Annotated in this window: 36 protein-coding genes, 1 other RNA gene and 3 pseudogenes; 3 read left to right on the top strand and 37 right to left on the bottom strand. The window is 41.9% G+C overall.

From position 1 onward, the window contains the following. Positions 1-236: 236 nt before the first annotated feature. From O1D97_RS07850 to prfB, 24 genes and pseudogenes are all read right to left on the bottom strand, one after another. Positions 237-692: a DUF1294 domain-containing protein gene (locus tag O1D97_RS07850; protein WP_269124441.1), complete on the bottom strand. Its 456-nt coding sequence runs from the start codon at positions 690-692 to the stop codon at positions 237-239. 448 nt (positions 693-1,140) lie between these two features. Then, complete coding sequence (locus O1D97_RS07845) at positions 1,141-1,536, bottom strand: DUF3465 domain-containing protein (RefSeq protein ID WP_269124439.1); 396 nt, start codon at positions 1,534-1,536, stop codon at positions 1,141-1,143. A 113-nt stretch (positions 1,537-1,649) separates the two neighbouring features. After that, entirely contained in the window at positions 1,650-2,021 is a 372-nt protein-coding gene (locus O1D97_RS07840; protein ID WP_269124437.1) for a hypothetical protein, read from the bottom strand. Positions 2,022-2,138: 117 nt separating this feature from the next. Next, positions 2,139-2,438, bottom strand: a complete 300-nt coding sequence (locus tag O1D97_RS07835; RefSeq protein WP_269124435.1) for a type II toxin-antitoxin system RelE/ParE family toxin — start codon at positions 2,436-2,438, stop codon at positions 2,139-2,141. Beyond that, on the bottom strand, positions 2,426-2,683 hold the full coding sequence (locus O1D97_RS07830; RefSeq protein WP_269124433.1) for a type II toxin-antitoxin system Phd/YefM family antitoxin: 258 nt from the start codon (positions 2,681-2,683) through the stop codon (positions 2,426-2,428). Before O1D97_RS07830 ends, O1D97_RS07835 begins: the two co-directional genes overlap by 13 nt. A 141-nt stretch (positions 2,684-2,824) precedes the next feature. Beyond that, a complete protein-coding gene (locus O1D97_RS07825) occupies positions 2,825-3,088 on the bottom strand; it encodes a type II toxin-antitoxin system RelE family toxin (protein WP_269124432.1) in 264 nt (87 codons plus the stop codon). Then, positions 3,075-3,308 (bottom strand): ribbon-helix-helix domain-containing protein, encoded by a 234-nt coding sequence (locus tag O1D97_RS07820; RefSeq protein WP_269124431.1) that lies wholly within the window; start codon positions 3,306-3,308, stop codon positions 3,075-3,077. The genes O1D97_RS07825 and O1D97_RS07820 overlap by 14 nt, the downstream gene beginning before the upstream one ends. Before the next feature lie 262 nt (positions 3,309-3,570). After that, on the bottom strand, positions 3,571-3,837 hold the full coding sequence (locus O1D97_RS07815; protein ID WP_269124820.1) for a transposase: 267 nt from the start codon (positions 3,835-3,837) through the stop codon (positions 3,571-3,573). Between the two features lie 57 nt (positions 3,838-3,894). Next, positions 3,895-4,029 (bottom strand): annotated as a pseudogene (locus tag O1D97_RS07810) (transposase); the annotation flags it as partial. Between the two features lie 15 nt (positions 4,030-4,044). Then, complete coding sequence (locus tag O1D97_RS07805; protein ID WP_269124430.1) at positions 4,045-4,212, bottom strand: hypothetical protein; 168 nt, start codon at positions 4,210-4,212, stop codon at positions 4,045-4,047. Between the two features lie 172 nt (positions 4,213-4,384). After that, positions 4,385-4,678 carry a HigA family addiction module antitoxin gene (locus O1D97_RS07800; RefSeq protein WP_269124429.1) on the bottom strand — a complete coding sequence of 98 codons (294 nt, stop codon included), beginning with the start codon at positions 4,676-4,678 and terminating at the stop codon, positions 4,385-4,387. Then, complete coding sequence (locus tag O1D97_RS07795) at positions 4,678-4,956, bottom strand: type II toxin-antitoxin system RelE/ParE family toxin (protein ID WP_269124818.1); 279 nt, start codon at positions 4,954-4,956, stop codon at positions 4,678-4,680. The genes O1D97_RS07800 and O1D97_RS07795 overlap by 1 nt, the downstream gene beginning before the upstream one ends. A 115-nt stretch (positions 4,957-5,071) precedes the next feature. Continuing rightward, positions 5,072-5,641 carry a hypothetical protein gene (locus O1D97_RS07790; protein WP_269124427.1) on the bottom strand — a complete coding sequence of 190 codons (570 nt, stop codon included), beginning with the start codon at positions 5,639-5,641 and terminating at the stop codon, positions 5,072-5,074. Between the two features lie 241 nt (positions 5,642-5,882). After that, positions 5,883-6,209 carry a hypothetical protein gene (locus tag O1D97_RS07785; RefSeq protein ID WP_269124425.1) on the bottom strand — a complete coding sequence of 109 codons (327 nt, stop codon included), beginning with the start codon at positions 6,207-6,209 and terminating at the stop codon, positions 5,883-5,885. A gap of 304 nt (positions 6,210-6,513) precedes the next feature. Next, positions 6,514-7,049: pseudogene (locus O1D97_RS07780) on the bottom strand (IS91 family transposase); the annotation flags it as partial. Between the two features lie 672 nt (positions 7,050-7,721). Further along, positions 7,722-7,844: a hypothetical protein gene (locus tag O1D97_RS07775; protein WP_269124423.1), complete on the bottom strand. Its 123-nt coding sequence runs from the start codon at positions 7,842-7,844 to the stop codon at positions 7,722-7,724. Between the two features lie 286 nt (positions 7,845-8,130). Next, positions 8,131-8,271, bottom strand: a pseudogene (locus tag O1D97_RS07770) (IS91 family transposase); the annotation flags it as partial. Between the two features lie 97 nt (positions 8,272-8,368). Beyond that, positions 8,369-8,500 carry a hypothetical protein gene (locus O1D97_RS07765; RefSeq protein WP_269124419.1) on the bottom strand — a complete coding sequence of 44 codons (132 nt, stop codon included), beginning with the start codon at positions 8,498-8,500 and terminating at the stop codon, positions 8,369-8,371. 28 nt (positions 8,501-8,528) lie between these two features. Next, on the bottom strand, positions 8,529-8,660 hold the full coding sequence (locus tag O1D97_RS07760; protein WP_269124417.1) for a hypothetical protein: 132 nt from the start codon (positions 8,658-8,660) through the stop codon (positions 8,529-8,531). A gap of 23 nt (positions 8,661-8,683) precedes the next feature. After that, positions 8,684-8,914, bottom strand: a complete 231-nt coding sequence (locus tag O1D97_RS07755; protein WP_269124415.1) for a hypothetical protein — start codon at positions 8,912-8,914, stop codon at positions 8,684-8,686. A gap of 28 nt (positions 8,915-8,942) precedes the next feature. After that, positions 8,943-9,074 (bottom strand): hypothetical protein, encoded by a 132-nt coding sequence (locus O1D97_RS07750; protein ID WP_269124413.1) that lies wholly within the window; start codon positions 9,072-9,074, stop codon positions 8,943-8,945. 24 nt (positions 9,075-9,098) lie between these two features. Beyond that, positions 9,099-10,160 (bottom strand): histidinol-phosphate transaminase, encoded by a 1,062-nt coding sequence (gene hisC, locus O1D97_RS07745; protein ID WP_269124411.1) that lies wholly within the window; start codon positions 10,158-10,160, stop codon positions 9,099-9,101. A gap of 101 nt (positions 10,161-10,261) precedes the next feature. Beyond that, positions 10,262-11,764, bottom strand: a complete 1,503-nt coding sequence (lysS, locus tag O1D97_RS07740; protein WP_269124409.1) for a lysine--tRNA ligase — start codon at positions 11,762-11,764, stop codon at positions 10,262-10,264. Between the two features lie 68 nt (positions 11,765-11,832). After that, positions 11,833-12,928, bottom strand: a protein-coding gene (gene prfB / locus O1D97_RS07735) for a peptide chain release factor 2 (RefSeq protein WP_269124407.1) whose coding sequence is annotated in 2 segments (ribosomal slippage) — positions 11,833-12,855 and positions 12,857-12,928 — 1,095 coding nt in all. Because the reading frame shifts where the segments join, the coding sequence is not laid out codon by codon here. A gap of 143 nt (positions 12,929-13,071) precedes the next feature. Between prfB and O1D97_RS07730 the strand changes: the two genes are divergently transcribed. From O1D97_RS07730 to O1D97_RS07720, 3 genes are all read left to right on the top strand, one after another. After that, a complete protein-coding gene (locus O1D97_RS07730) occupies positions 13,072-13,365 on the top strand; it encodes a cell division protein ZapA (RefSeq protein ID WP_269124405.1) in 294 nt (97 codons plus the stop codon). Between the two features lie 134 nt (positions 13,366-13,499). Continuing rightward, positions 13,500-13,677: non-coding RNA, 6S RNA (gene ssrS, locus O1D97_RS07725), on the top strand. Positions 13,678-13,681: 4 nt separating this feature from the next. After that, a complete protein-coding gene (locus O1D97_RS07720; RefSeq protein WP_269124403.1) occupies positions 13,682-14,335 on the top strand; it encodes a 5-formyltetrahydrofolate cyclo-ligase in 654 nt (217 codons plus the stop codon). A 106-nt stretch (positions 14,336-14,441) separates the two neighbouring features. On the opposite strand, the gene O1D97_RS07715 is transcribed toward O1D97_RS07720, so the two are convergent. The 13 genes from O1D97_RS07715 to O1D97_RS07655 all read right to left on the bottom strand — a co-directional run bounded on the left by O1D97_RS07715 (position 14,442) and on the right by O1D97_RS07655 (position 26,069). Next, positions 14,442-14,960 carry a type II secretion system protein M gene (locus O1D97_RS07715; protein WP_269124401.1) on the bottom strand — a complete coding sequence of 173 codons (519 nt, stop codon included), beginning with the start codon at positions 14,958-14,960 and terminating at the stop codon, positions 14,442-14,444. 36 nt (positions 14,961-14,996) lie between these two features. Further along, a complete protein-coding gene (gene gspL, locus O1D97_RS07710; RefSeq protein ID WP_269124400.1) occupies positions 14,997-16,316 on the bottom strand; it encodes a type II secretion system protein GspL in 1,320 nt (439 codons plus the stop codon). Positions 16,317-16,389: 73 nt separating this feature from the next. After that, positions 16,390-17,394, bottom strand: a complete 1,005-nt coding sequence (gene gspK / locus O1D97_RS07705) for a type II secretion system minor pseudopilin GspK (protein ID WP_269124398.1) — start codon at positions 17,392-17,394, stop codon at positions 16,390-16,392. Then, entirely contained in the window at positions 17,391-18,050 is a 660-nt protein-coding gene (gene gspJ / locus O1D97_RS07700) for a type II secretion system minor pseudopilin GspJ (protein WP_269124396.1), read from the bottom strand. Before gspJ ends, gspK begins: the two co-directional genes overlap by 4 nt. Further along, entirely contained in the window at positions 18,047-18,541 is a 495-nt protein-coding gene (gspI, locus tag O1D97_RS07695) for a type II secretion system minor pseudopilin GspI (RefSeq protein WP_269124394.1), read from the bottom strand. Before gspI ends, gspJ begins: the two co-directional genes overlap by 4 nt. Further along, positions 18,516-19,049: a prepilin-type N-terminal cleavage/methylation domain-containing protein gene (locus O1D97_RS07690; protein ID WP_269124392.1), complete on the bottom strand. Its 534-nt coding sequence runs from the start codon at positions 19,047-19,049 to the stop codon at positions 18,516-18,518. Before O1D97_RS07690 ends, gspI begins: the two co-directional genes overlap by 26 nt. A 46-nt stretch (positions 19,050-19,095) precedes the next feature. Beyond that, complete coding sequence (gene gspG / locus O1D97_RS07685) at positions 19,096-19,557, bottom strand: type II secretion system major pseudopilin GspG (RefSeq protein ID WP_330221449.1); 462 nt, start codon at positions 19,555-19,557, stop codon at positions 19,096-19,098. A 39-nt stretch (positions 19,558-19,596) separates the two neighbouring features. Further along, positions 19,597-20,568, bottom strand: coding sequence for a type II secretion system F family protein (locus tag O1D97_RS07680; protein ID WP_269124390.1), 972 nt, complete (start codon positions 20,566-20,568; stop codon positions 19,597-19,599). Positions 20,569-20,603: 35 nt separating this feature from the next. Then, entirely contained in the window at positions 20,604-20,798 is a 195-nt protein-coding gene (locus O1D97_RS07675) for a hypothetical protein (protein WP_269124388.1), read from the bottom strand. A gap of 52 nt (positions 20,799-20,850) precedes the next feature. Beyond that, positions 20,851-22,320: a type II secretion system ATPase GspE gene (gene gspE, locus O1D97_RS07670; protein WP_269124386.1), complete on the bottom strand. Its 1,470-nt coding sequence runs from the start codon at positions 22,318-22,320 to the stop codon at positions 20,851-20,853. Between the two features lie 73 nt (positions 22,321-22,393). Then, positions 22,394-24,310 (bottom strand): type II secretion system secretin GspD, encoded by a 1,917-nt coding sequence (gene gspD / locus O1D97_RS07665; RefSeq protein WP_269124384.1) that lies wholly within the window; start codon positions 24,308-24,310, stop codon positions 22,394-22,396. A gap of 26 nt (positions 24,311-24,336) precedes the next feature. Then, the gene (locus O1D97_RS07660) at positions 24,337-25,248 is read right to left on the bottom strand and encodes a type II secretion system protein N (protein ID WP_269124382.1); all 912 of its coding nucleotides are present in this window, start codon (positions 25,246-25,248) and stop codon (positions 24,337-24,339) included. A 95-nt stretch (positions 25,249-25,343) separates the two neighbouring features. After that, positions 25,344-26,069 (bottom strand): hypothetical protein, encoded by a 726-nt coding sequence (locus O1D97_RS07655; RefSeq protein WP_269124380.1) that lies wholly within the window; start codon positions 26,067-26,069, stop codon positions 25,344-25,346. Positions 26,070-26,092 lie beyond the last annotated feature (23 nt).

Genomic DNA, 26,092 nt, shown 5'->3' with positions numbered 1-26,092 from the left:
ATGCCTCCAATGTGGCTCGTAGGCGTTTCAGTTTAAAGGACCCCGGTCCTTTTAATTCCTAGACAATTACTTCAGAATCAGTTGCGGACCAGTAAACAACCTAAATGATTGTGGCAGACGCTGTCGCTATCAATGCCAAAAATAATGAGATCCAGTCTCCATCAGGTCTCCGTGTTTTTATAGTGAACGCGTAGCTTTTGTTTTCCAGTGTATGGCCTTGCCAGCTTGTAGCAACTTCACTCGTCATAGCGAAATTTAGTTAATTTTAATAAAACTGTAACGCCTAGATTGCTATCAAATTGACTGACAGTCCAGTTCTCCATGTTATAGATATAAGTATGTAACTTATGCGAACCGTAAGGAGTATGTAAGAACGAAAGCAGTCCAACGTTTAATAAAAGCATAATATAAAATACGATACGAAAACTGACCTTTTGGGTTTTATGACGAAGCCTTTGCTGTCCGACTATTGAACCTGGCCAGCCACCGACCAGAGCAGAGAGGTGCAAAGTATTTTCCGATACCCTCCAAGCTCCGGATCTAGCTGCCTTTTTATCTTTTGCATATAGCAGATAGGATACTAAGCTTACAATGAAATAAGCCACGCCTAGAAATGCCGGAGTATAACCCGCCCAATAAGAGTACGTTAAAGCTACCAACAACAATAGAATTGGAAAATACCAAATTTTCATTATCTAGTTACTCTTAAAGCTAACTACTAAGCGGTTATACAGTGGCGTAGCCATGGTTATAACCGTCTGTTGAACGGCCGCTTTATTTATAGGGAATTTGCTTTTTCAAGATTGGCGACGTCCCTGTTTATATCGCGGTGTTTTTTTGTACTCTACGAAGGTGACTTTTAAAAATCCTTCGTGTTTCTTATATTTTACATTCTTATACTTTTACTCGAATTTTAAGTATTAGGCAAGTAAGAGCCCTCAGGTCTCACTACCTGATATTTTTATCCTTGTCATGACTTAATGCCATTCTTTTCTCATGTTAATTTGCAATAAACAACCCATGGACGGCTCAGTAAATGAGCTCAGTGTGCCATCCGACGAAATCAAAGACGCTCAACGTGAAACTTCAATAACCCGATGGATGTCCTGTATTGCACTGCTTTAACGACTTGTTACAAAGCTATTGGTACATACTACCGTTATGCTTTAACCAGCCGCCAATATGGCGACCATCAGGATCATGATGAGTCCAATGAACTACACCACCTTTTTTATTCCATTCATATTCACCGTAAAATTGAACCTGATCGCCTTTAGATATTGAATTGATTCTAGGGGAAAGATCAATGTTATGTGCAATTAAAACGGTTTGTCCTGAGGACAACTTTAAAATGAATTTTTGATGACGAGAACCTTTATTGTCATCGTTAAGAATGCGAATAACTATACCACTTCCTTTAACTTGTACATTACTTTGATGATTTTCATATGCTGATTTTATTGAAGCGGCTTGAACCAGACAAATCGATTGCAATAGAACGAAGACTAGAAATAGTGATGTAAATAATTTACGCATATGCTAAACCTTCCGTAGCTTTATAACGCCTCATGAAGAGGTAATAAAATAGTTAATAAAAATTGTGAACGAAGTGAAACAGCTAACTGCTTTTTGTCCGTTTGAACGCCTTATTAGCTGTATGCTACACCGTAGTAACTTATTGCGGCTATTGTAAAAAAGAACAACCAAGACAAATGTTTACCACGAGTAAATGAGAATGAAACTACCCCACTTAATGCAAATACTACTGCAATTATTATGAGTATTTCGTTTTGAACATTTACGGTTGGATTTGATAAAACATACAGTATGGCAGCAAACCCCCACCAAGCTAGGGTAGTTAAGTGCCAAGCAAACCTTAGAACACGTTTAGTAAACCAATCACTACCAAGTAATTTAGGTAAATCATCACGTCGAAACAAACGGATTAATAAATATTTTTCACCTAAATATGAATGAATAATACCAATGATTAAAAGTAAGATAGTTCCGATCAACAACATACCGTTTCCATACAGCTAACACCTCATTAAGAAGCAATAGAATAGTTGGTTAAAATAAGCAACGAAGGCGCAAAAATAACTGTTTTTTGTCCTGCTTTAATGGCTTGTTAGCCGTATTTAGCTCTGTAGAAGAAATCTACGTAGATCTCGTTCTTGCCGCATAACATGCAAAATATACACTTTGTCACCATCAACTTTATAGAAAATTCGACAGGGATTAGCATTAATTTCGCGATAATTTAAGTTAACTAACTCCTGTGATCTTTTCCCTGATTCAGGATGACTTACTAACCTTGATATTTTATCAAATAGGTCTTGAACCAACTTTTTAGCCGCAGGAATATTACTTACAGCAATGTATTCAGCTATACCATTTAAATCATCAAGCGCTGGAGATGACCATACTACTTCAGCCATTTACTCATTTTCTCTTTCGCAACTTGATTTGAAAATGTATTACCATTTTTAATTGCTTGCTCACCGCGTGCAATTCCTTCAAGGATAGCCATTCTCTGTTGCATAAACTCATAATCATCAACATCAACTAAGTAAGCGGATGGTTGCCCATGTTCCGTAATTAAGACGGGTTCTTTGGAAGTATGAAGATCAGCCAAGATTTTAGTCGCTTGACGTTTCAGTGTTGTTACGAGCTCAACTTTCATGATAAGACCTATTTAAAATCAAACAATGTATCACTATAGTATCACGCAAACTCGAGGTTACAACTATAAGGCTAAGGCTTTACTAAGCAGCAAAAAACAGTTGGTTAAAATTAGCGACGCAGGAGCAAAAGCCTACTGTTTTTAGTTGCTCTTATAAACATGCGATCTGTGAGCTACTTTAACGACATTAACAACTAGCAGATCATCTTTAATATCATATATGATTCGATATAACCCTTGTCGAACTCTATAACTATCCTTACCTGATAATTTTATACACCCTTCACCACGAGGGTTTTCAGATAAAGAATCTATTTTACTTAATATTTTTTGTATATCGCTTTTAGGTATAACTCGTAAATCTTTAGCAACAGATTTTTTAAACGTTATTTTATATTTTGCCATGTGACTTCAAATCGTTTAACAAATCCTCATAAGATATTTCAGGTTCATTTGCTCGCTCTGAAACTGCAGCTAAATCTTCTTGATCTTCACGCATTAAAAGTCGTACAGCTTCATCAACTAATTCAGATACAGAAAGGTGTGTTGTGGCCGCACGCATTTTTAAAGCTTGATGTATGTCGGGTTCAAAATAAACAGTCGAACGTTTAGATAAGTTACTCATAATAAATTGCTCCATTTATTTAATGAAAAGACTATAGCACTATAGCGTTATAATGTCACAAAAACTAGAGGAGCAACTGACCAAGCTGTAGAAAAATTAACTTTGAAGCCAGCACGTTTCCCTACAGCGACAATTTTATTGAAATCTCGACCTTGCTTGTAAAAAAACCGCTTGGCCGGAACTTTAGGCCAATATATCACCAATAATTGTCTAATACAGTCATATTGACCTCAATGAGCGTTGCTTTGGCTATTTGTAACCCTTAAATCAGGCTTACTTCTTCTTTTTTATTCCCATAACGCCACAACTTTTCAATATTATGAATCATACAAAGCATCATCCACTGGCAGGTAACCTTTGCTTGGCCTCGTAAGCTCAGTTTGTTTAATCTTTTATTGCTTGTGATTATTGATTTCTTTTTTAAGTCAGCGTGAGTACCACTCCATTCTTTTGAGGCATCCGAAGGAAGCTTGCAGCCATCAATGGCAAAGTGTTCTCTGCCAACTAAGCCACTTTTACAGCAGATCATGAGTAGTTTATGAAAAAGATTTTTAATTTCATCACAATGATCACTGGCAAAGTCTGCGATGGTGGTGAAGTGTGGTGTTCGCCCTGAAGCCAATGCCATAAATTTCAAATCGGTTTTACAACTTCGTTCTATCGCGCGATTTGAGGTAATCCCACGATAGTAAGCGTAAAAAATAACACGTAACAATAATGCTGGCGGATAGGCTTTTCAGCCAACGGATTGATTTTTATAACGATCGGTGAATTCAGTTAGATCAAACTGATGTGTTACGAGTTGATAGACACAAAATTCGAATGTATTTTTACCGAGCACTTCCAGATAGTTGGTATCCAAAAAGACACTTTGATTTAAGTTATCGTCTAAAAAATTAGCCATGGGATTGCCTATCAGCGGTAAAATACGATTTTACCGAAAACAATGGAATCCGTCGTGGGCTGTGGCTATTTTTCTACAGCCTGAACGCCCCTATTAAACGGCACAGACTTGCTGGCTAAAATTGCGAGGCACGAGCGCCAGCCAGCGAGTATGGGTCCAGTTGAATGGATTGTTAGGCGACATGCAAATCTAGTGGGTGTAAATGTTGTAGATCTACACTTTTTTTTGCCTGCCATAATTCATAGTTATCCTGCATACTTAACCAACTTTCAGGGCTTCTTCCCAAAACTTTAGAAAGACGCAACGCCATCTCAGGGCTTATTGCGCTCTTCCCTTTAACTACACGGCTCAATGTTGACGCAGCGACGCCTAAATGGGTAGCGAGTGTTCTGCAGCTAACACCATGTGGTTCAAGGTAGATAGATTCAATAAATTCACCAGGATGAGGGGGGTTATACATGTTCATTAGTGATAATCCTCGTAGTTCAGGATGAAAGCATTACCATCCTTAAATTCAAATGTAACTCTCCAATTACCATTAACTGATATTGACCATATACTGTCGCGTTCTCCTTTCAATTGATGTAACGAGAACCCTGGCAAATTGATATCTTCAATTTCTTTTGCAGTATCAATTGCAGCTAATTGCATTCTGAGTTTCTTCGAATGCTTTGATTGGATACCTGAAGTTTTACCTTTCTCGTAAAATAACTTCAGACCTTTATGTTTAAATGATTTAATCATGGCGCAAGTGTAGCGTGATGCGCACCACAACTCAACAGTTGGCGCCTAACGCCCACATAAAAGGCGAGCAACTTGTTGCGAATCCAGCACTATTGGTGCGTTTTTAATGCGCTTGTTACATGCATTTTGCACGAATCCATGTTTTCTTATTTTTTGAAACTCGTTGGATTTTATTTGAGTTAATTAAATTATTTAATGCTCTAGTAAAGTCAGACTTTGGTTGCTTAAGTTTTTTTCTAACCGTTTCAGTTTTGGTCTCAGATTTAAAGTGTTCAAAAATTTGCTGCTCAAGAGTTGGTGCAGGATTTTTTTGTTCAATAACAGGTTGGGCTTTGGGTTTTTCTTTTGGCTCTAAAGATATAATACATTGAACTTTATGGAGTTTACACTGAAAAGAAAAAGCCGTTACCAAAGAGTTATCTTGGGAATATAAAACAAATTGACAAGCTGTTCGCTGTTGCTCTGTTATAGAAGCAATAATACCTACCAAATTACCAATGATATAAAAGTCGGCTTGATTAGGTCCTGTAGGATAACTTGAATTTAAAAGGAATAACTTTCTTTCACAAACGCTTTTTATTGCATCATTCTTTGAGAAAACCAGAACCTTATCCGAAATAGACGCGTTTATTGCTTCTACTTCCTTTAGACCAATATTTTCTGCATCTACAAAAATGAACCTCAAAATTGACTCCTTATATTTTGAGCATGTAACGCCCTGTTAATGGGCAAAATATAGTTGGCTAAAATAAGCGACGAAGGAGCAAAAGCCAACTGTATTTTGTCCTTGTTAAACAGCTTGTTATAACTACTTTTTAGAGGAAGATATTGCTGATTTACAACTTGGACATTCCCATTTATAGCTAACAAAATCGTTAAACATTGAAGCTACTTTATGATGAAGCATAATCAACTTTTCTTCAGTATCAAAACATTTTTGAACACCATGGGCCACTACCATATCCCATGATTTCATCACCTTTAGGCCAATAAGCATTATCAGTTAACCGTAATAAATTACGTAAATCCTCTGTTTTAGATAGTTCAGCTAACTCTTCTCTTAGTTCCAGGTTTTCTACTTTAACATCAGCTAATGCTAATTGAAGGTCAGCAAGTGCATTTGTAAGTTCAGCTATCTTAAAGTTGATAGTTGCATCTTTTAATGTCGTAGTTGACTGCCTTATATCTTTTACCATATCTGATGCTAATTTTAGGGACTGAAATGCTGTAGATATTGACGCTAAATCTGGCATGAAACCTCCTTGTAGTTATAACTACTAAGCGGTTATACAGTGGCGAAGCCATGGCTATAACCGTCTGTTGAACGGCCGCTTTATTTATAGGGAATTTGCTTTTTCAAGATTGGCGACGTCCCTGTTTAAATCGCGGTGTTTTTTTGTGCTCTTCAAAGGTTTCTTTTAAAAAACCTTCGTGTTTTTAGATTTTTCATATTGCTGCCTAATACTTTTACTCGAATTCTAAGTATTAGGCAAGTAAGAGCCCTCAGGTCTCACTACCTGATATTTTTCCCTTGTCATGACTTAATGCCATTCTTTTCTAACTACTATTTAACCTCAACTGAGTATCATGGTTGTTATCTCCTAGATAAACTACCTTTGATTCACCACAGGATGGGCATCGACACCCTGTTAGTGCCGTATCTGTCTCTACTTTTTCTGCCTTCTTTGTTGGTTCACCGCTGTGTCGTTTAATCTTTTCCAAAGATCGCTTTTTTACAGCATTCGATAAATAACCATAATGACGAATACGCATGAACCCTCTGGGCAACTTTTGAGCAAGATATGCAAAAGAAAACGCCTAATCAGTTCCGCGGGTTCAAGTGACAATCGACTTGCCTTTTTGGCTTTATTATCAAAATAGGACAAGGTCACTTGATTGTCTTTCCATGACTCAAGGCGATGATTACTTAAACCAACTCGATAAGTATAACGCGCTAAATAGCTGACTAAAGTTTCTCGATATTCCAAAGCGGACTTGCAATAAACAACCCATGGATGAGTCATTAAATGACTCAGTGTGCCATCTAACGTTGCCTTTTCAACCGTCGATAACGCTCCTTGTTGGTAGGCTTGGCATCGCGCCTCTAAAACACTTTGTTGGCCTAAAGACCAACCTAAATTTTATGTTCCAATAGGGTTTGCGGGGGTAGATAGTTTTGTCGGCCTAAAGGCCGAGCCTACAGAAGATGCTCATTTTAGGTGTGGATGAAAAGTCTGCGTTTTTTCTGCGCTGACGACGACAGTGACGCAAGCATAAAAGACGCAGGCTTTTTAAGTTAAAAGCGTTCCAAGAGAGTTTGGATGACTTAAAAGCGCTTTGTTGGCCTAAAGACAAACCTAAATTTTATGTTCCAATAGGGTTTTCGGAGTTAGATAGTTTTGTCGGCCTGAAGGCCGGACCTACAGAAGACGCTCATTTTAGGTGTGATGCGATGCGACATGAAAAGAAGTAAGTTTTTTGTGTTTATGCGTTCCAAGAGAGTTTGGATGACTCAAAAGTGCTTTGTCGGCCTGAAGGCCGGACCTACAGAAGATGCTCATTTTAGGTATGATGTGATGCTGCATGAAAAGACGCAGTTTTTTGTATTCATGCGCTCCAAGAGAGTTTGGATGACTCAAAGCGCTTTGTCGGCCTGAAGGCCGGACCTTGTATGATGAATTCAATGGTTATTGACGCTTTTAGCTATCCAGTCACGAAGCGAGGATAGTTGACAAACTTGTTATAACTAGTTTCGGTATAGCGAATTATTTCTTTATATCAAAATCTTTATCAAGTACCCCTGATTTTTTTAACTCTTTTTCAAGCTTATGAACTCGATAAAATGCAGCCAAACCAAATATCATTCCGATAATTCCTATCGCTTCCATATTCGTGTATCTCCTCATTTAATTAGGTTACAACTCTCTGTTGAACGGCCGCTTTATTTATAGGGAATTTGCTTTTTCAAGATTGGCGACGCCCCTGTTTAAATCGCGGTGTTTTTTTGTACTCTTCGAAGGTGACTTTTAAAACACCTTCGTGTTTTTAGACTTTTTCATATTGCTGTTTAATACTATTACTCGAATTTTAAGCATTAGGCAAGTAAGATCCCTCAGGTCTCATTACTTGATATTTTTTCTCTTGTCACGACTTAATGCCATTCTTTTCTCATGTCGATTTGCAATAAACAACCCATGGACGGCTCATAAAATGTCTCAGTGTGCCACCCAATGTTGTTTTTTCAATCGTCGATAACGCTCCTTGTTCATAGGCTTGGCGTAATTCGATTACCATCGTGCCTCTAAAACGGTTGTTGGTCTGAAGGCCGGATTTACATTTTATGTTCCTAGAGGGGGTCGCGGGGTTAGATGGTTTTGTCGGCATAAATGCCGACCTACAGTAGGTGTTCATTTTAGGTGTGATGTGATGCTAGATAAAAAGTCTGTGTTTTTTCTGCGCTGACGACGACAGTGACGCAAGCAGAAAAGACGCAGGCTTTTTGTGTTTCAAAGGTATTTGATACCGTGCGGGTATTTGTCGGCATAAATGCCGACCTACAGTAGGTGTTCATTTTAGGTGTGATGTGATGCTAGATGAAAAGTCTGCGTTTTTTCTGCGCTGACGACGACAGTGACGCAAGCAGAAAAGACGCAGGCTTTTTGTGCTTCAAAGGTATTTGATACCGTGCGGGTATTTGTCGGCATAAATGCCGACCTACAGTAGATGTTCATTTTAGGTGTGGAAAAGTCTGCGTTTTTTCTGCGCTGACGACGACAGTGACGCAGGCAGAAAAGACGCAGGCTTTTTGAGCTTCAAAGGTATTTGATACCGTGCAGGTATTTGTCGGCATAAATGCCGACCTACAGCAGGCTCTCATTTTAGGTGTGACGCAAGCAGAAAAGACGCAGGCTTTTTGTGTTTCAAAGGTATTTGATACCGAGCAGGTATTTGTCGGCATAAATGCCGACCTACAGTAGGTGTTCATTTTAGGTGTGATGTGATGCTAGATGAAAAGTCTGCGTTTTTTCTGCGCTGACGACGACAGTGACGCAAGCAGAAAAGACGCAGGCTTTTTGTGCTTCAAAGGTATTTGATACCGTGCAGGTATTTGTCGGCATAAATGCCGACCTACATTTGGTGTATTAGAGTGCTTTTAGGGCGTCGATCAGCGCTCGCATTTCAGCATCGGTGCCGATGGTGATGCGGAGGTAGTTGCCAATACGGGCTTTATTGCTGCCAAAGAAACGCACCAGGATACCCTGCTCTTTCAAGGTTGCATACACACTTTCTGCGTCTTTTTCTGGGTGGGTCACAAAAACGAAGTTAGTAGCGGATGGCAGAACGTTGAAGCCAAGGTCCGTGAGCTGGGTGTGAGTCCATTTGCGGGTGGCGATGGTTTTGTCACAGATTTCTTTTAAATAGTCCGCATCTTCAACGGCAGCGGTGGCGCCAGCAAGGGCGATGCGGTCGATTGGGTAGCTGTTAAACGAGTTCTTCAGGCGCTCAAGCCCTTCGATCAAGTCTGGGTGCCCTAATGCGTAGCCCACTCGAATACCGGCCAAAGCGCGAGATTTAGAGAAGGTTTGCACGACCAGTAAATTCGGATATTGATGAATCAAACGACTCGCGCTTTCAGCACCAAAATCCACATAAGCTTCATCTACCAAAACCACTACATCAGGGTTTGCTTGTAACACACTTTCGATGTCTGACAAAGGCAAGGCTTTACCCGTTGGCGCATTTGGGTTGGTAATCACAACACCGGATACGTCTAGATTCTGATAATCCGTCGGATCGATATCAAAATCTGTTGTTAACGGGATAAGCTGAGGTTCAATGTCGTATAGGTTGGCGTAGACCTTATAAAAGCTATAAGTAATGTCCGCAAAGGCCAAAGGTTTGCCGCCGGCGAAATAGCCCATAAAAGCCAATGCCAGCACTTCATCAGAGCCATTACCTACAAACACTTGCTTGGTGTCTAATTGATATTGATTGGCTAAAGCACTTTTCAACGTCATGCCATTAGGATCAGGATAAAGACGCAAGCTTTCATTCACCATGGCAGACATGGCCGCTAAGGCTTTCGGAGACGGCGAGTAAGGGCTTTCATTTGTGTTGAGCTTGATGTATTGCTTGTCTTGCGGTTGCTCACCCGGTACGTACGGGTCTAGCTCGGTAATTTTCTTAGTCCAAAAACGACTCATTTACTTTCTCCCAATCAGAACCAATGTATAAATAAATAGATCAACAAAAAAAGACCTCTAAGTAGAGGCCTTTTTAGTACAAACAGTCATCCGCCTCTGGATTAGTCCTGAGGGCGCATATGTGGGAATAACAAGACATCACGAATAGACGGTGCATCGGTAAATAGCATCACCAAACGGTCGATACCGATACCTTCACCTGCTGTTGGTGGTAAGCCGTATTCCAAAGCATTGATGTAGTCGGCATCGTAATGCATGGCTTCATCATCACCGGCGTCTTTTTCTGCTACTTGCTTACGGAAACGTTCCGCTTGGTCTTCAGGGTCATTTAACTCTGAGAAACCGTTTGCGATTTCACGGCCGCCCACAAAGAATTCAAAACGGTCTGTGATGAAATCATTGTCATCATTACGACGTGCTAACGGAGACACTTCCGCAGGGTATTCCGTAATGAAAGTCGGTTGATCCAGTTTGGATTCCGCTGTTTCTTCAAAAATTTCAGTCCACAACTTACCTAAGCCCCAAATGGGTTTCACATCGATATGCAACTTTTTCGCTACTTCAGTGGCTTTTTCTAACGTATCTAAATCTTCAGCGGTCAACTCTGGGTTGTAGTGAAGGATAGACTCAAGCATGGTCATACGTACAAATGGTGCACCGAAATCGTATTCCGAACCTTGATAAGTTACAGAAGTAGTACCCAATACTTTTTCTGCCACATCACGCAGCATGTCTTCGGTTAGATCCATAAGATCTTTGTAATCCGCATAGGCTTGGTAGAATTCGATCATGGTAAATTCAGGGTTATGACGTGTGGATACCCCTTCATTACGGAAGTTACGGTTGATTTCAAAAACACGCTCAAAACCACCCACAACCAAACGCTTCAAGTATAACTCTGGCGCGATACGCAAGAACATGCTCATGTCCATGGCGTTATGATGCGTTACAAACGGACGGGCCGTTGCACCACCAGGAATACTATGCAGCATAGGCGTTTCCACTTCCATAAAGCGACGATCTTCAAGGAAGCGACGAATCGTAGAAATGATTTTTGAACGAATTTGGAAAGTATTACGAGACTCTTCGTTCACAATCAAATCAACGTAACGCTGACGGTAACGCATTTCAGTATCCGACAAACCTTTGTGCTTATCAGGCAATGGACGCAAGGCTTTGGTTAATAGTTGAGCCGATTGCATATCAATGTACAAATCACCTTTACCGGACTTATGTACTGGGCCAGTAATACCAATGATATCACCTAAGTCCCATGTTTTTTGATCGGCTAATAGCTCGGGGCTCAAGGCTTTACGGTTAACGTAGGCTTGGATTTGGCCTGTCATGTCTTGTAGCAACATGAACGCACCACGGTTACGTACTATACGGCCAGCAATGCTGACTTTATGGTCTTTTTCTTCTAAATCTGGCTTTTCAATGTCACCGAATTCCGCTTGTAAGTCCGCTGCATACGCATTTGGGCGAAAATCATTTGGGTACGCATTACGCTCTTCACGAATGGCGTTTAATTTACCACGACGCTCAGCAACCAAACGATTGTCTTCCGCGACGCCAGTGTTTTCTGTAGTGTTTTCGTTAGCCATGATTTGCCATCTACTCTTTTAGAATATCGTTTTAAAATGATGTTTTTAAATACCGTTATGCCTGCGGGTTACAGGCCTTGCTTTAAGCTGGCTACAATAAATTGATCCAGATTGCCGTCTAGCACGGAACCCGTATTAGAGCTTTCTACACCAGTTCGTAGGTCTTTAATACGCGACGCATCCAAGACATAAGAGCGGATTTGACTGCCCCAACCGATATCAGATTTATTGTCTTCCACAGCTTGCGCGGCTTCATTACGTTTTTGCATTTCAAATTCGTACAATTTCGCGCGTAATTGCTTCATAGCAAAATCACGGTTAGCGTGTTGTGAACGCTGGTTCTGACATTGCACCACAATCCCTGTTGGAATATGGGTAATACGTACCGCCGAATCGGTGGTGTTTACATGCTGTCCACCGGCACCTGATGAACGATAGGTATCCGTTCTAATGTCAGCAGGATTGATTTCGATATCGACGTTATCATCCACCTCTGGAGAAACAAAGACAGAAGCAAATGACGTATGACGACGGTTACCAGAATCAAACGGTGATTTACGCACTAAGCGATGCACACCGGTTTCCGTTCTTAACCAACCAAAAGCGTATTCGCCTTCAAAGCGAATGGTGGCCGATTTAATGCCAGCCACATCCCCAGCAGAGACTTCCATTAATTCAACTTTAAAGCCTTTATCTTCACCCCAGCGCAAATACATACGCAAAATCATATTGGCCCAATCTTGCGCTTCCGTACCGCCAGAACCTGATTGAATATCAAGGAAGGCGGAGCTTTCATCCATCTCTTTAGAAAACATGCGACGAAACTCTAATTTCGCCATTTGCGTTTCTAAATCAGCCAGTTCGGCCTGGACCGCTTCAACAGACTCTTCATCGTCTTCTTCAACCGCCATGTCTAACAGGTCTTTCGCGTCGGCAACGCCTGTTTCCATTGCGTCTAATACATCAACAACCGCTTCTAATGCGGCACGTTCTTTACCCAGTTTTTGGGCGTATTCTGGATCGTTCCAAACATCTGGGTCTTCTAGTTCACGAGAAACTTCTTCAAGACGTTCTTTCTTTGTCTCGTAGTCAAAGATACCCCCAAAGAGTTTGGGTACGCTCAGTTAAGTCTTTTATCTTAGAAAGTATCGGATTGATTTCCATAATGGCTTCAATTTGTTATAAAACAGGTGGATTAAGGTATATAGTTAATTGTAACGAATTTACTAGCATCATAAAATGGTCTGACCCCTTCATTCTGATAAAATAAAGCATTTTATTCGACAAAACGATTAACTGGAGCCCACATGGAAAAACCAACGGTATCTGTCAACATATTAGGGCAAGAATATAAAATCAATTGCCCAAAAGGTCATGAAGCAGAATTGACCGAAGCGGCGGATTATTTAAACGGCCAAATGCAAGAGATTAGAAACAATGGCAAGATCATTGGAACTGAAAAAGTGGCGATCATTGCCGCTTTAAATATTACCCATGATATGCTCTCTAGTCGCAAGTATGCTCGCTCAAATGAACAACAGTTACGCGAACTGACCTCGCAACTGGACTCGGCATTAACGCATACAAACAAAGTTGGTTAAAAGGTCATCAACACCTGAGTAAAAGCGCTCAAATATTCGCCAACCCAGTAAAATAAAGGCTTTGACAGGAACTTTTTTATTTTTTTATCCCTAAAACGGGTAGATTTTTAAAATCGATGTCTTATACTACAGTCTGTTTCCTGGGTTGTTTGGAACGGCTTAACGCCCTTGAGCCTATGCGTATACACCCGGAAAGAATATGTGAGTTTGGTGTGCATGTCCGTGCGTCGGAAAGCCTAAAAAGCTTCAGTTCATTCCAACTTGAACCACTGGGTTCAAGGCCAATAGTCGAAACGGCAACTTGGGAAACTTTTTTATGTCTTCTTCTAACTATTCCGCTTTAGAAACGTCATTAAGCCTAGAATCTACTTCAGTATTAGACTCGTTATCGAGAAATGACCTGAGAAAACACTTACGTGCAGAGCGAAAAGCCTTGCCAGCATCTCAGCAGCAAGCCGCAGCCGTCGCACTATCAACACAACTTCAAACCTCTCCTTGGCTAAAACAGCACCTAGCAACACATCCTGCCGATCAGGTACATGTTGCTCTTTACCTCAGTAACGATGGTGAAATATCGCCAGATGTCTTTTGCCAATACTTATGGTCATTAGGGGTACAGGTATATTTACCGATTATTGATGGAGAAACCTTACTCTTTGGTTTGTATACTCCTGAAACCCAATGGCAGCAAAACCGCTTTGCCATTGATGAACCCCTGGATCCAAATCCATTAACCGCGGAGCAACTGCATCTGGTTTGCTTGCCATTAGTCGGGTTTGATAAATCTGGAGGGCGTTTGGGCATGGGGGGCGGCTTTTATGACAAGACCTTTGCACATAAAGCCAAGCACACCGCCTTGATTGGCCTAGCTCATGACTGTCAGCAAGTTAATCGTTTACCCATTGAAAGCTGGGATGTGCCATTGGATGGTATTGTTACGGCCAGTCAGCGCATTGAGTGTACTGAATAACGCTTCCATGTAAGCAAGAATCTTCCATGTAAGCAAGAATCTTCCATGTACATGTTGATAAGTACATGGAAGCAGAAGACAAAGCTTGGATAAATTAAATAAAGCGTCAGTCTAGGGTAATTTTTAAGTCCACCTCTCCTACTTCTTGACTGCGCCATTGCATGGCATAAATTTTGGTTTTTGCGTTACCTAGCGCGGTAATCCAAGGAGATAATTTCGCAAAATCCGTATTGCTCACCCAAACTTGCAAACGACTGTCTCCCTCTACCGCAATTCTTTCCGCGACAATGCCATGCTGTCGTGCGGTACTATTAACCAATGCTCTTAATTCATTGGCCGATCTGTCTATTAAGCCTGAGGTGGACTCCCCTTTAAAGGCACGGAGGTGATTGGCATTTTCAATAATTTTATAATAATCCGCTAAGCTACGCTCAAAAGACACTTGAGCCGCTTGATTTTGCAACTGCATTGGCTTCCATAGCAAAAAATAGACACTAAGTAGGCAAACAAAAGCGGCGAGAACAAACACCAACACTTGCTCTCTAATGCTCAAGCGCAAATAAGCTAACCATATTGAATACAATGATGGGCTGCTTCGAAACTGGTTCATCAACCAAGATTTCATTGTTTTATCCTTCTACATAATCCGATTAAATATAGATTAATTCGTTAACTGAATCTTTAATGCCGCTCTATAACCCTGCTCCTGACGTACCACCTGTTCCATTTGTACAGAGAGCGCGCTTTTCTCTAGAGCACTTTGTATTGCATCAAGGGTTTCTCTTTTCTCTGCTTGCCAATCTAAACGATAAGTTTGGTCAAAGAAGTCCAGTCGAGTTAAACGATGTAGGCCTTTAACTTGCTCTCTGGCTTGGTCAATTTTTGCCAACACATCGTAAGCCGAATCCGTTTTCGTGGAGGTCGTCGTCGCTGGATTCTGTTGTAGTAAACCTCGTAATTGACGTGATAAATTCACTACTCTTCCTTCGCTGGGGACAAGTTCTAAGAAAAGAGCATTGGCTTGCTGGCGAACGTCTTGTTCCTGTAGCCCTAAGGCTTTAGTAGAGGCCTGTAAAAGAAAGAGTTCAAGACAAAAGGCAATCACGGCGAGCGCCGCTACCCAACGCCATGGCGTTAATTTTTCCAGCCATAAACCACCTTGACGAAATGCCCCGTGACAAAGGTTTTTTTCTTGCCAGCTTTTTGTCTGTAATACAAATTGAGCGATTTTCTCTAACACACGTTTTTCAGGCTCAGCCTCAATAATGGCGGTCTCCATCGCTGTTTTTGGTAAATGGGTCAACATTGAGTCTGTTAGGACATTGACCGTGGTGTCATTGATCCAGAGCCATTGCGGAGACAATACCGCGCTTCCCTCTACCGGACTTACATTCTCTTGCTGCACCTTAACCAATAAACAATGACCTTCTTGCTTCTCAGCCTCCTTCATAAAACCACAGGCAAGCGGTAAGATACTAGGAGAAAATAACTGCCAGCTCGCCAGTTGCTCAATCCAAATTGAGAGTAATGTTTTTTCTACTGCCACAACCCAAGTTCTGTCCTGCTGACTTTTATTCAATATGGTGAAGTGCAATTCCTCCATCGATTGCGCCAAGGTCTCTTCCATTAAAAAAGGCGCAACAGTCTCAAGGTGTTTGCGTTGGCCGCTATCCAAAGACAGACAACGCGTATGCAATCGCTCTGTTGGAGGGCATACAATAACATCGGTAAACCTCATGCTTTTGCCTGTCGATTGTTCCGCTAGATACTGAGTCAATTGGGGAAGGTCTGCGTCCTGTTGATACTCTAACAAAGCGCCTTTTTCATCCATAAGAGCCCAATCGCCACGAGAAGATAAGGCTCCGTATCGCACTCTAGACTCGTTCGTTGCTTGCTCTGTAAGAGGAAGCTCAGATAAAAGGTCTCTAGACGTATCGCTTATCGTCGATGATTCGTAGCAACGTATAATCAGGCGATTCATTTAATCGAGTCCTCTCTTTAATACTGAATAAGTTCGTACCGGGTAAGTTAACATCAGATTAGCGTGCATGAAATTAATTAGCCTCAAGTTCATCATCTGCTAAGTCGGTGTTAGGTAAGTCAAAATACGATAACAACCATTCATTAGGACCATAAGATCGACCGTACACCCTGACATCCCCATCATTAGATTTTATTAAACGAGAATGCAGAGACATTTGCCTTTCTCCTAATGTTACCTTTATAAAAGCATCAACATAAGCCATATTTGTACGCCAATCGGCTTCTTTTAAATTATGATCGGCGACACTCTCTTGGCCTATAAAATCCTTTACGTTGTTAAAGCCTGCACTGTCTAAACGAGCGTTGAGTGTCTGCTTCTGCTCTGCCGTCATATCCGGTAACAACGCCTTTTGTAATGTTTCTGGAAAACGATTAACGTTGGTGCCCATTGCTTGTGGCCAGAGGCACATCCAGGGCAGTAAAATAGACAATTGATCTTGATCCCACTGCCATAGTGGCATCGTACTTTCACTGACGAGAGCATGATCAGCTGTGCGAAAACTGGGCGAAAAAGCTTGATAAAATTCATCCTCACGCCCCGCTGCCCCCGTAATATTCTGATCCGCGTCGAGCCAATCCTTGACCTGATCCGCTAGTTTTTCATCTTGATTTAGGTTAGAAAACAAACGTTTTAATTGCTGATATCCTTGCTCGGCGCTCTCTTCATTAGCCAATAAGTTCACATTAAAGCACGTTTGTCGGTCAAGCAGGATGACGGTCATTTCATCACCCTCCTCTTCTAATGGAAAGGTTTTTTGCTCAATCAACCATTTAGAACGGTCGAATGAGGTTAGCGAAGATTCATTTAATTGCAGAAATGCATGAATGCTCCAGGCTTCTCCACCAAGTAGTTGTTGCTTTAATTGAACGGTCTCTTGAACTTGCGCGATCACATCCCTTTCTTTCGCTAAGTAACTCATTACGCTAGCCGCCATTGCACTGACTAAGGCAAATACCATCAAGGCCATGATTAAGGCGACACCACGTTGAGACGATAGGAGTTTTTTCCGTTTCATATCGTCTCGTTCTGTTCTTGATTTAAAGGAATAGAGGGCACAATAAATAAGCGCTCCACTTCACCAATTTCCATCAAATTGAGGCGAACTCTCACGGCCTGCGGTAAACGCAAACCGCTTTCTTCAGTACTCGAATCACCTTGTCTCAGTGCGCTTTCCGTCTCAGGCCAAACACTCGTCCAACCTTGTTCTCCTAATAGGGAAATCTGTACATTACTGATGCCTTCAAACACCTGTTCTATGGCTTTACTGTCTTGATCTCTGTCCATCATAGGCCAAAAGCGTCGTATAAATTGCTGATCTTGCCATTGATATTCCACTCGCTGCACATCCGAACGAACGTACATTAATGGATTTTGCCAGCCCGCTTTACTAAAGAAGAATTGATTATTCCGTAAATAAACCGCCTCTTGAGTTTCTCCCAACTGGTCTCGAACCGGTCTATTAACCATTTGTTCTAGATCTCTCTCTAACCATTGCCATACTCTGACAGCGTCCTCTAACGCCTCACTTTGAGACGCAATGCTTTTTTGTAAACGTATGCCAGAACCGGCCATATTAAAGCTTGCTACCCCAAGAAAAGACAGAATACCTAACACAATAAGTAATTCAAGCAGCGTAAATCCGCTTTGATTATGATACTTAAGACGCCTCATGGAGTTCGGCCTCTATTCCCACCAATAACGTCATCACCATCACTCACTGCCCGGATGTTTGCAGGTATATAACCAGTCAGGGTAAACAAAGGGGAATCCGCTTGGGGGAGTTGAAAAACCTGTACTTTTATCCGCAGCACACCAGCGGCTTGATTTTCTAGTGTCGACACAGCTCGAAAGCGCCACTGTCCTTGCTCAACATCTGAGTCAGTAAAGCGTATCTCTTGCCCTTGAAGTGACAATAATCGCAACTCTGTCATGCGGTTTTCAGCAACCCAGGCGGCCATTAATTTGCGTTTCAAATAGTCGGTTTGATCGACTGATTGGGAACTCGTTTGCGCTAGCATCATGCCAACAAGGGCAATAATTACCAAGGCAATCAGTACTTCGATTAAAGTAAAAGCGCCCAATTCAGCTCGACCCGTTATGCTATGTCGATGCGGGCAAACGGTTTTAGGCTGAACGTTATTCGGTGGCAAATACAAAGGCATTGGCTCCATCTCCGATTAACACCCTCGTTTGCTTGTCACTGCTTTGTATAAATGGGTCTGAAGACACGCTCATAAGATGCAGTTCAAAAGGCGTGTATTCACCACTGGCCGCAAAGACTAAATCAATGTTCTTAATAAGATCACGACCTTCAGCTGATAAATTTGTAAACCCAATTTTTTCCACTAAATGCCATTCCATTCCCGCATTGGATACCTGATATCGCTTAGATAAAGGTTCCCAACTTCCGCCTTTGAGTTCCAGTAGAACAATTTCGTCTGCTGTAATTTTCGCGCCATAAGTCACGCCATCAAGCCACGCCTTATCCAAGGTGCTTTGTAAAAACAATCGAACTCGCTGGGACTCTTCGACCAATTCCTGCTCGACTGTATCGGTCTGATAATGAAAGCTAACCAGACTTAGCATGCCACCAAGTACCGCTAGTACCACCAGCAACTCAAGCAAAGTAAAGGCGAATTGCGTTCTACTATGACTTTCTAGCCTTGCCATTTAGTCTGCCTTCGTTCGCTATTAAGAATCAAGCATCTATAAATCTTTAAAGGTCCGCTTTACTAATATCAGCGGCATCATCACTGCCACCTTCGCGACCATCCGCACCTAAAGAAATAAGATCATAAGCCCCATCAGAACCAGGGCTGATATATAAAAAATCATTGTCCCAAGGGTCTTGAGGCCGCTTTTGCATATAGCCACCAGACTTCCAGTTTTTCGCTTCTGGAAAACCGGAAGGTTTAGTAATTAACGCTTCTAACCCTTGCGCAGTAGAAGGGTATTGGCCATTATCCAGTTTATACAGGTCTAATGCGGCCATTAAGTTACGAATTTGAGTTTTGGCCACCGAGACCTTGGCATCATCTGATCGGCCTAATATATTGGGGGCTACCAGACCAATTAATGCCCCTAAAATGACCAACACTACCATTAATTCTAATAGGGTAAATGCCGCTTTATTTTTCTTAAAAGATGGCACTTGCTTGCGATTCTCAAACATAGACATAACTCGAAAACTCTCTTCTTAACGGATTTAATTTAGTGTTTAGTTTAATAATTGATTCATATTCATAATCGGCAACAGTATCGCCATCACAATCATCATAACCACGCCTCCCATGACTAACAGCATCAAAGGTTCGAACAACCCCACGAGCGTGGTCATCCAAGCACTACTCTCTTCTTCCTGCTGATGGGCCGCACGGGCCAGCATGGAATCTAATTCACCACTGCGCTCACCACTCTGGATCAACTGTAACATCATAGGGGGCAATAATTTGGTATCACCTAAGGCTTTGCCGAGCGACCCTCCCTCTTGTACCTTCACCATAGCGGCTTTCAGCCCTTGCTGCATCTTGCTGTTATCCACGACTTGCGCTGCAATTTTCATGGCATCAACTAGAGCCACCCCACTACTAGTAAGCATGGCTAACGTACTAATATAACGGGTAATTTGAGCGACAATAATCAGTTTTCTAATACCAATCACTTTCAATATCAAGCGGTCTTTTATAGCGCTGGCCGCTGACTTAGTCATTAGCCATTTATAGACAACAAGAGTGATAACAAACAATAACAAGATAAGTTGGCCGTAATGGGTGACACCATAGCTAACCGATAACATAAACTCCGTAATGGGAGGCAAAGCCGCACCTTGCTTATCAAATACAGACACAATATCCGGCATCACACTCCCTAAGAGAAAACTCACAATACTGATGGCCACTAGAGTAAGAATAATAGGGTACATCATGGCCATTTGTATTTTCTGCGCTGTCGCCCTTTGACGCTCGGTGTAATCCGCTAAGCGGGTCAATACTTGCTGTAAATGGCCTGATTGTTCTCCCGCTTCAACACTGGCTCGAAACAATACCGGAAAGGCTTTTGGATACGCGGCTAACGCCCGTGCCAGACTGTGACCTTCTAACACTTTAGAGCGGATACTGAGTAACATACTGCGCAGTTTTTGTTTACTCGCCTGCTGTGCAACACCGGTAATCGCTTCTTCAATAGGCAAACCGGCATCAATTAAGGTAGCCAGTTGACGAGTAATTAACGCCCTATCCTTGACGCTGATACTAGGTGAAAAAAAGAATGGCGCGAGCGCTCTTTCCCTTGTTTGATGTCCAAGGGGGTCATGCCTTTATCGCGCAATAGCTGACGTAGATGCCGTTCATTATCCGCTTCTAGCACTCCTTTTTGCTTGCGACCTTTCGCATCCAGCGCCGAATATTCAAAAGCCGCCATCTAGCGTTTACCCTCTGTTATAAAAAACCAACGAGAAACAAGCCATGACCGACTAAGAACGTTCATTGGAGACTCGCAATACTTCTTCAATCGTGGTGGTACCTTGTAATACTTTTTGCACGCCATCATGAAACAAACTGGGGGTCTCTTGTCGAACAAGGGATTCCATTTCCTGTTCACTGGCTTTACTGTGAATCAGGTTTTTAACGGCTTCAGTCACCATTACCAATTCATACAAACCTAATCGGCCTTTGTAACCTTGATCAAAGCATTCATCACAGCCCTTCGCCTGGAAAATCCGTGTGTCTTCGGTGTTAAGGTCAATACCCAGCCGCTGTTTAGTGACATCATCCGCTACAATGGGGGTTTTACAATGATCACAAAGTTTTCTGACCAAACGCTGAGACAACACACCAATTAAAGAAGACGACAACAAAAACGGCTCAACCCCCATGTCTTCTAAGCGAGAGATGGCGCCAACCGCACTATTAGTATGCAAGGTAGACAATACAAGATGGCCAGTTAATGAAGCTTGCACGGCAATTTCGGCGGTTTCTTTATCACGAATTTCCCCTATCATCACCACATCAGGATCTTGTCGCAAAATGGCTCTTAACCCTCGAGCGAAAGTCATGTCGGCTTTTAAATTCACCTGAGTTTGGCCAATCCCTTCAATATGATATTCAACTGGATCTTCCACCGTCATAATGTTACGACGGCCATTATTCAAAGTACTTAGTGCGGCGTAAAGAGAGGTGGTTTTACCTGAACCTGTTGGCCCAGTAACCAATAAAATGCCATGGGGTTGATTAATTAACGCCGTTATCCGCTCTCGATCAACTTGATTCATACCTAGATGCTGTAAATCCATACGACCAGCTTGCTTGCTCAATAAACGCATCACAATACGTTCGCCATGAGTAGCCGGCATGGTCGACACTCGCACATCAATTTCTTGCCCAGAAATACGTAGTACAATGCGCCCATCTTGGGGGACACGTTTTTCAGCAATGTCTAATTTGGCCATCACCTTTATACGAGACACCAGCATAGGCGCCAAGGCACGTTTAGGCTGAATAACCTCCCTTAATACCCCATCAACACGAAATCGAACCAATAAACGCTTATCAAAGGTTTCAATGTGAATATCTGACGCGTCCTCCTTAACTGCCTCACTCATGATGGCATTAATCAGACGGATAATGGGGGCATCCCCTTCTCTTTCTAGTAAATCTTCACTGTCTGGTACCGCTTCCGCTGCACTGGCTAAATCAAGATCGTCTCCCAAGCCTTCAGCAAGAGCCAAGGTTTGCCCGCCTTCCTGTTGATAAAAGCGCACCACCACCTCATCAAATTCATCATCTGACAAGGACTGATAGACAGGGGACACAGGAGAAACTCTTGCGGCTTCGCATAATGCCTCAATACTGGCAGACGTCTTATGAGACACAATCCAATGACCCCCTTCCTGACGTAATAGCACCCCAGACTGTTTAACAAAGGAATAGAGAAGTGACGTCATAGGTTCAATTCCAACGGATTAATTTATATAAATGTTCATGTCAGTAAAATAAGCACATTTACAAAGTATCAAGCTAATTTGCCTCTAGCTCAGTATCCACTTCGGGAACATAACGAGTTGAATCAAATAACTCATCAACGCTCCTGGTTCTTATTTCCTTCATTGGCATAGTTAACTCAATGGATTTAAAGCTTTCATACTTACGTCTAGACAAAGCTTCTGCATCTTGTTGGCTGCGCAAAATAGTCGGTCGAATGAAGACTAATAAGTTCTTTTTAACATTTTCATAGGAGGTACTTCTAAAGAGGGCTCCTAATATTGGAATATCCCCCAATCCGGGTACTTTTTGTGTAATCTCAGTGACATTATCTTCGATCAAGCCTCCTAAAACGATAGTACGACGATTACCAGCAATGACCGTGGTTTGAATTTCCCGTTTAGTGGTAATGGTTCCTAATGAGCTAGACTCATTCGTGGCCGCCTCAACAATTTGCAGTACTTCCATACGAACTTCATCACCCGCATTAATGTGAGGTGTCACTTCCAAAGTCAAACCAACGTCTTCACGATTAATGGTAACAAATGGGTTGTCCCCATTATCCGAATAGCCACCCGTTTGAAAAGGACGCGTTTCCCCGACAATAATTTTCGATTTTTGATTATCTAAAGTGAGAATTTTCGGTGTGGAGAGTAAATTCGCATTAGAGTTAGACTCAATGGCTTGTAAGATACCCGCTAAATTCAGGTCCCCATTACTGTTAAAGGAAGCCACTCCTGCGGTAATGCCATTCGATAAACTCGGTGTACCAGTTGCGATTCCGGTGGCCAAACTGGTTAAACTGTTGCCAGCATTCGTAAAGTTAGTGCCGATAACAGGGGTGGTGGAATCAGATGTATCACCAAATAACCATTGAAAGCCAAGAGCCTCTGATCCTTCCATTTTAACTTCAACAATAATGGCTTCAACCAACACCTGCGCTCTTGGTATATCTAACTCGATCAAAACCGACTGAATATCCGCCATAACATCCGGCTCAGCATTTATTAATAATGCATTTAGATCTTCATCGGCTTGAATATTAAACGTCGTTGGCTTTTCACTGTTTCCTTCTGTTGCGGTATTACCCAACACCCCTTTTATTAAATCAGCGGTTTTTTTCGCATCGGCATAACGCAATGGAATAACCTGTAGCCGACTGGATTTACGAGCTGGTACATCCAGTTTTTCAATCAACTCACGAATCTGAGTCAATTCGCCTTCTTTGCCCTTTATAACAATGCGATTCGTTCTTTCATCCGCAAGTATACGAGTGCTAATAGAAGCGCTTCCTGGGGTATTTGAAGAGCCAGATGCTGCCACGCCACTAATGTTTTGTAGCACGTCTAGAATGTCTCCCGCCCAAGCGTGCTTCAAAGAAACAACCGCAATATCGCCTTCAACAGTACTGTCTAATCGAGAAATTAAATTTTCTAATTGTCGTATGTTATCGGCATGGTCGCTAATAATAAGCGCATTAACTTCGTTTACCGACGCGAGATGGCCATATTGAGGTATTAATGGACGCAGAATAGGTACTAATTCAGATGCCAATGCATTTTTAATTACAATGACTCGCGTAACGAGAAGTTCTCCAGGAGACGAGCCATTCAAATCAAAATTTACCCCTCCTTGTTTTGCTATGTTCTGTGGCAAAATTTTATAGCCTTCAGGGGAATCAATAACCGCGTATCCATGAACGGTTAATACAGATAAAAACAACCTAAATATGGCATCTTCATCTAATTCATCATTAGAAATAACCGTTACCTTACCTTTGACCCTAGGATCAATAATAAAGCTTTTACCCGTCATTTCTGCAACCTGACGAACAAAGACGCCAATATCAGCTTGCTGCAGATTTACTTGCCAACTTTTAGCTGATGCCAAAGAGGTTGTAGCTAATACCAATGCAAAAAGCATCGCCCACTTTGAGATAGCTCGCTGTAACATCAAGAATCCTTGTTCAATTTAAATCGTTATTTGACTGCATAATTTACATAAAAACGCTTCTCATTACGACGTATTTCAATACGAGCCACGTTTTGAGAACGGACAACAGACGCTAAAGACTGATCATTGGCAATATTACCCACAGCTTGACCGTTAACGGAGACAATCTCATCCCCTACTCTTAATCCCGCTTTGATCAATGGGCTACCATTTATTACCTTATAGGATGACCCAGTAGCGGTTAATCCGGCAGAAGAGAGTAAACCTTCAGGATTGCGCTGAAACGCTTGCTCATAGCGATCAAGTAAGGCTTTCGGTGACAAGCCCACAATATCCTGACTCAGAGAAGCCCCAAAAGCGTTTTTTCCTACTGTCGAACTGACATTCAATGCGGGTCTTCGTATGGTATCAATAGGATTAGACTCCATTGAGATTCGATTTTCTGTATCAGAACCTTGAGAGACACCCTTCTCAATCAAGAGTTTTTCTGCGCTTTTTAGGAAATACAAAATCTCTCTAGTACCGCCTCTTGATAGAATAACTCGATCAGCAAATACTGAATCTAAAGTGACACCAGAAGACACCGTATCCCCCACTCGGTACATTTCATCAGGGCCACCTTGAGAAGAGATAAAGGCAATGGACTCTTCTTGTTGTGCTGATGGCAGTACGCCTTTCAGAGTAAGCTGCAAACGTGTTTCAGATAAAGGCTTCGCTTGAGTGATGGTAAGCGCTTTAAAGCCAAACAAATTTCCAGAAATGGGTTTGAGTGCATCTTGTGCTGTTGCCGCAAGGTTGGGAATCGGAGGCAATCTGTGTGCAGGCGTCACCTCCCAACTCCAGATAAAATACCCCAAAGCCATCGCTACCCAGCTAATAAAAATAAAACTCATGCTGTAACGAGCGACGCTTTCTAGCTTATGGGAAGTCGATGTCATACTGGTATTCAACCTATTCCTTTCATTGTCATCGCCTGAGGATGAAAATTGAGTTAGTCATCACAGGGACGTGCCAACTCATGTTATGATTCAATTTAAAACAAAGGCTCAACAAGCACCGCCACAGGATAATCGGCTTTGCCGCTCCAGTTAATGCCCACTTCATTCAATAGAGGTGGCATAATAGCAATTTCTAATTCTTGCTGGTGTGTTGGTTCAAGGGTCAATAAATGCTTCCCCTCTTGTGAACGCACTAACATTTTTGACTCCTGCTCCTGAGTCAGCCATTCCACCGTGATGCCTTTTATCTGTATATTTTTTCGATCATTATTAAAACGGTAATCGGCATTAATCGTCTCTAAAGAACCTTCACCACGCCAAAGCCTAGGTACAAATGTGTCATAACCTACATTAATAAACAACCTATCTATTATAAATGAAGAGCCATTTAAGCTAACGCCATTAGACTGTGCGACCGGTTTAAATAAACCCATATCAAGTTGCGCTTGATCCACCCAGATATCCGCGCCATCAAGACCGATGGAAGCCGCACCCCAACCTTGAAAGAGAGGATGCGTAACCTGTACATTTATTAATGGAAAGTTGAAACGCCACTGTAGATCAACCGGAGTCATTAACCTTGGTAGTGAAACGCGAGCGTCTCCATCCCATAAACGTCCATCGATTTGTTGAAGTATTACACCTTCGATCAAATTTGATTGAATGCTATTCCTCCAATAGTGCAACGGTGAACTGACCAAAGCAGATAGCAGCAGCAATAAAACAAACCAACATACAAAGAAAATAGGTATTTTTTTCATCTAATCCTGTCTACCACCTTAAA

Origin of the sequence: Marinomonas phaeophyticola (genome assembly GCF_026966905.1) — a bacterium.
In the GTDB taxonomy this organism is placed as follows: Bacteria; Pseudomonadota; Gammaproteobacteria; order Pseudomonadales; family Marinomonadaceae; genus Marinomonas; species Marinomonas phaeophyticola.
This window is presented reverse-complemented; position numbering and strand designations above follow the sequence as displayed.